The following is a 3,572-nucleotide window of genomic DNA, read 5'->3' as shown; positions in this document are numbered from 1 at the left end:
CTGCTGTTCGGTGAGGTCTTTCTCCAGCGGCTGGCGGTCCCGGTGGGTTCCACCCAGGTGCCACTGATGCTGCCGGGAGTTCTCGTCGGCGCCGTGGTGCTGCTCGCGTGGGGTGACCTCGCGGCCAACATGGGCCGAACCAGGGCCTACCTGATCGCCATGGCGGCGTGCGTCAGCGCGGCGTCGGTCGCGTTCATCCGGGGCCTTGACGACAATTCACTGACGTCGCTGCTCCTGCTGGTGGTGACCTATGCGCCGTTCTGCTATGGCCTGCGCGCCGACGTATCGGCGACGCTGTTCCCCCGGGTACTGGACCGTTTTGCGATCATGACGGCGGTGCTGGCCGGACTCGCGGTGGCGCAGTTCGGCCTGCAGCTCGCGGGCTGGCACTACCGCGACATCATCGGCGGCATTCTCCCACCCGACCTGGTCATGCGGAACTTCAACACGTCATATCCGGTGGCCTACGGCTCCAACCTGTTCAAGGCGAACGCGTTCGTCTGCCTGGAGCCGTCCTTCTGTTCGCAGTTCCTCGCCATCGGTCTGGTCGTTTCGGTGTTGCGGGGTGTCCGCTGGTGGCGACTGCTGCTACTCGTCGTGGCCATCCTGGCCACGGTCTCGGGCACCGGGGTGATTCTGCTGGCCGCCGCGCTTGTGCTGCTCGCGGTCCACAAGGGACCTCGATTTGCGATCACGGCGGCGACGGGTCTCGCGCTGGTCGTGACCATCGTGAGCTTCACGCCGGCTGCGGATGTCTTCGCCGAGCGCGCCACCGAGACGTCCACGAGCAGTTCGAGTGGCAGCCTGCGTTTCGTCCAGCCCTACACCCGGACCTTCGACCGGCTCGGCGGCGATCCGTTGACCGTGCTCTTCGGCTCCGGTCCGGGCTGGTCCGACCGTGACGCCGACCAGTTCATGCACAACACCGGCCTGCCGTTGAACTATGCCATGCTGCCCAAGCTCGTCCTGGAGTACGGCCTCGTCGGCGGGACGGCTTTCCTCGCACTCGTCGTGTTGGCGTTCGCGCGCGGATCCCCGTCGTTCGTCCTCTCCGGTGCGGTACTGGTCTTCTTCACGGTGCTGTCCAGCAGTCTGCTCAGCCCGGTTGTCGTCTACCTCGGGTTGCTCCTGGTGACCTGGTTCGCGCGCGACATCTGGTGACGCCCGGGCCTGGTCAGGTCAACAGACCGACCGCCGCGAGCGCGTCCGCCGCGTCCGCGACCGTGTCGAACGGCAGGTCCGCACGCTCGGCGATGTCAAGCATGCTGTTGGTGCCGTCGGCGAGGTTGAGGACCCACAGCAGGCCCATTTCGACCGCATCGCGCCCGAGGGTGGCGCCGATCGAGCGGTACAGGCCCCGCCGTCCCAGCTGCGGCTCCCCGAACGGGGACGTGTTGGTCCAGGTCCGGTCCCGCTCGCAGATCTCGATCGTACGCATGATGATCGCGAAAGAGTCGCCAAGGCTTTCCGGCGTCACGAGGTCCATGTTGTCGGCGGAGGTGTGGTATTCCGGGTACTCGCCGTGCTGGCTGCGGCCGAAACGGCCTACCGGCAGGTTGAAACCGGGCGAGCAGAACTGGCGCTCGTCATACCCGTACGGAGAGAAGTCGACCACATGGTGCGGTCGATCAGTTTCTTTCAGCGCCCGCGTCGCGGCCCGGTCGATGACCGCGTCGCCGCGTCGGCTGCGTTTGTATGTCGGCTGTCCGCGGTCGCCGAGCCCGGTCAGCACGAGACCATGCTCAACTTGTTCGACGGCGTGGCGGTTGTGGGCGAGCCACGTGATCGCCCCGATCGTCCCGGGGATGAACAGGATCCGGTAGGTCAGGCGCCGGGGCCGGTCCGCGAGTGCCCCGGCGAGCAGCGTCGCCATGGCGATACCGGAGGCGTTGTCGTTCGCCATGCCCGGGTGGCAGACGTGGGTGGTCAGGAGGAACTCGTGCGGACCGCTACCGGGCAGGAGGATCTCGGCGAAGGTCAGTGATCCGTCGGTGAGCGTCGTGTCGATGTGCACCTGGTACTCACCCTCGGCAAGCTCGCGCCGCTGCCGGTCGGGTAGGCAGAAACCCCAGGTCTCGCGGTAGTAGGAGGTGCGGTACGGCACCCAGTCGGGTCGGTCGGGCAAGGAATGCAGGTGCGGTGCCAGGTCGGGGAGGGCAAGCCGGGTGTATGTCGGTGCGCTGTAGTTCACCAGGTGCAGTGGATGGTCGGCGACATCAAGGATGCGCTGACCGTCCGGGCCGGCGAGCCATGCCTCCCGGACATTCCACTCCTTGGGCACCGTCCAGTCGAGCACCGGCGTGCCGGTGGGAATCTCACGTACGGTGAGGGGGACCGCCGGGTCAAGTGCCCGCCGGACCGTGGCCAGCGTTCTGCGCACGCCGTTGCCGGTGATGCTGCGCATCGCGGGGGTGAGCTCGGCGACCAGCTCGTACAGATGCGCCCCGAGCGCACTGGTCGTCTCGTCGGGAATGCGCGACACGCGAACTCAACGTTTCCAGACGCACCAGGGTGCGGCGCCGGAGTCCCAGAGCTGGTTGAGTTCGGTCCAATCCCGGTAGGTGTCCATACCCATCCAGAAGCCTTCGTGAGCGTGCAGCGTGAGTTGGCCCGCGTGCGCGAGTCGCTGTAGTGGCCGACGTTCGAGGAGTAGGTCGGGGTCGTCGTCCAGGTAGCCGTCAACGAACTCATGTTCGAAAACGAAGTACCCGCCGCTGACCCAGCCGGACGACGGCGGTTTTTCCGCGAATCCGGTGACCGTGTCGGCGACGGTGGCGAGTTCGCCGTAACGGCTGGACGGCCGGACCCCGGTCACCGTGCCGATCCGACCGGCGCGTTCATGATTGACAAGTACGGCGGTGAGGTCGACCGTGCTGAGCCCATCGCCGTAGGTGAGCATGAATCTGGGCTCGGTCAGATATTCGCGTACCCGGGCCAGCCGTGCCCCGGTGCCGGTGAGTAGGCCCGTCTCGGCGAAGGTCACCTCCCAGTCCTCGTCGCCGGCCGCGTTGTGAAACGTCGGGGTGTGGTCGTCGGTGAGGTGCAGAGTGAAGTCCGCCACCTGCGCACGGTAGTTCAGGAAGTAGTTTTTGATCGAGTCGCTCTTGTAACCCAGACACAGGATGAAACGGCGAAATCCATAATGTCCGTATGTCTTCATGATGTGCCAGAGGATCGGCTTGCCACCGATGTCGACCAGTGGTTTGGGAAGTTTCTCGCTCGCCTCGCGCAACCTGGTGCCCATCCCGCCGCACAGGATGACGACCGGAATATCCGGCACATCACAGCTTATCCATGACTGTTCATTACCGGCGGGTTTGGTATCTGTTGTCACGACTTCTTCTTTTCTCCCGTGGTCGACCCGGTGGCCGCCCGGAGCGGAATACGTGGCACGGTTGTTCCCGCGCAGGGCTGGCCGTATTCCTGGCAACGCTCACCGGAATGGGCCACCGGTGGCGGCCACCACGATCGGACGCCAGCCTTGATCGTCACGGACGCCGGTGCGGGCCCGGCCGGGCTGCCCGCCGTCCGTCGGCTCCCCTTCGTTACAGTTCGCGGGGTATCCGACGTCG

3 protein-coding genes are annotated in these 3,572 nt (G+C 66.0%); 1 reads left to right on the top strand and 2 read right to left on the bottom strand.

Going from position 1 to position 3,572, the window contains the following annotated elements; all coding sequences use genetic code 11:
* The coding region (locus U9980_RS05290; protein WP_322766922.1) for a hypothetical protein at positions 1-1,161 on the top strand (1,161 nt) is incomplete at its 5' end.
* A 13-nt stretch (positions 1,162-1,174) separates the two neighbouring features.
* Here U9980_RS05290 and U9980_RS05285 read toward each other — a convergent pair.
* Complete coding sequence (locus U9980_RS05285; protein WP_322766921.1) at positions 1,175-2,482, bottom strand: DUF4910 domain-containing protein; 1,308 nt, start codon at positions 2,480-2,482, stop codon at positions 1,175-1,177.
* Positions 2,483-2,488: 6 nt separating this feature from the next.
* Positions 2,489-3,334: a sugar phosphate nucleotidyltransferase gene (locus U9980_RS05280; protein WP_322754652.1), complete on the bottom strand. Its 846-nt coding sequence runs from the start codon at positions 3,332-3,334 to the stop codon at positions 2,489-2,491.
* Positions 3,335-3,572: the final 238 nt, after the last annotated feature.

This window comes from Protofrankia sp. Cr1, from assembly GCF_963555865.1.
In the GTDB taxonomy this organism is placed as follows: domain Bacteria; phylum Actinomycetota; class Actinomycetes; order Frankiales; family Frankiaceae; genus Protofrankia.
The sequence above is the reverse complement of the archived record's forward strand: the minus strand, read 5'-3'. Positions and strand labels throughout refer to the sequence as shown.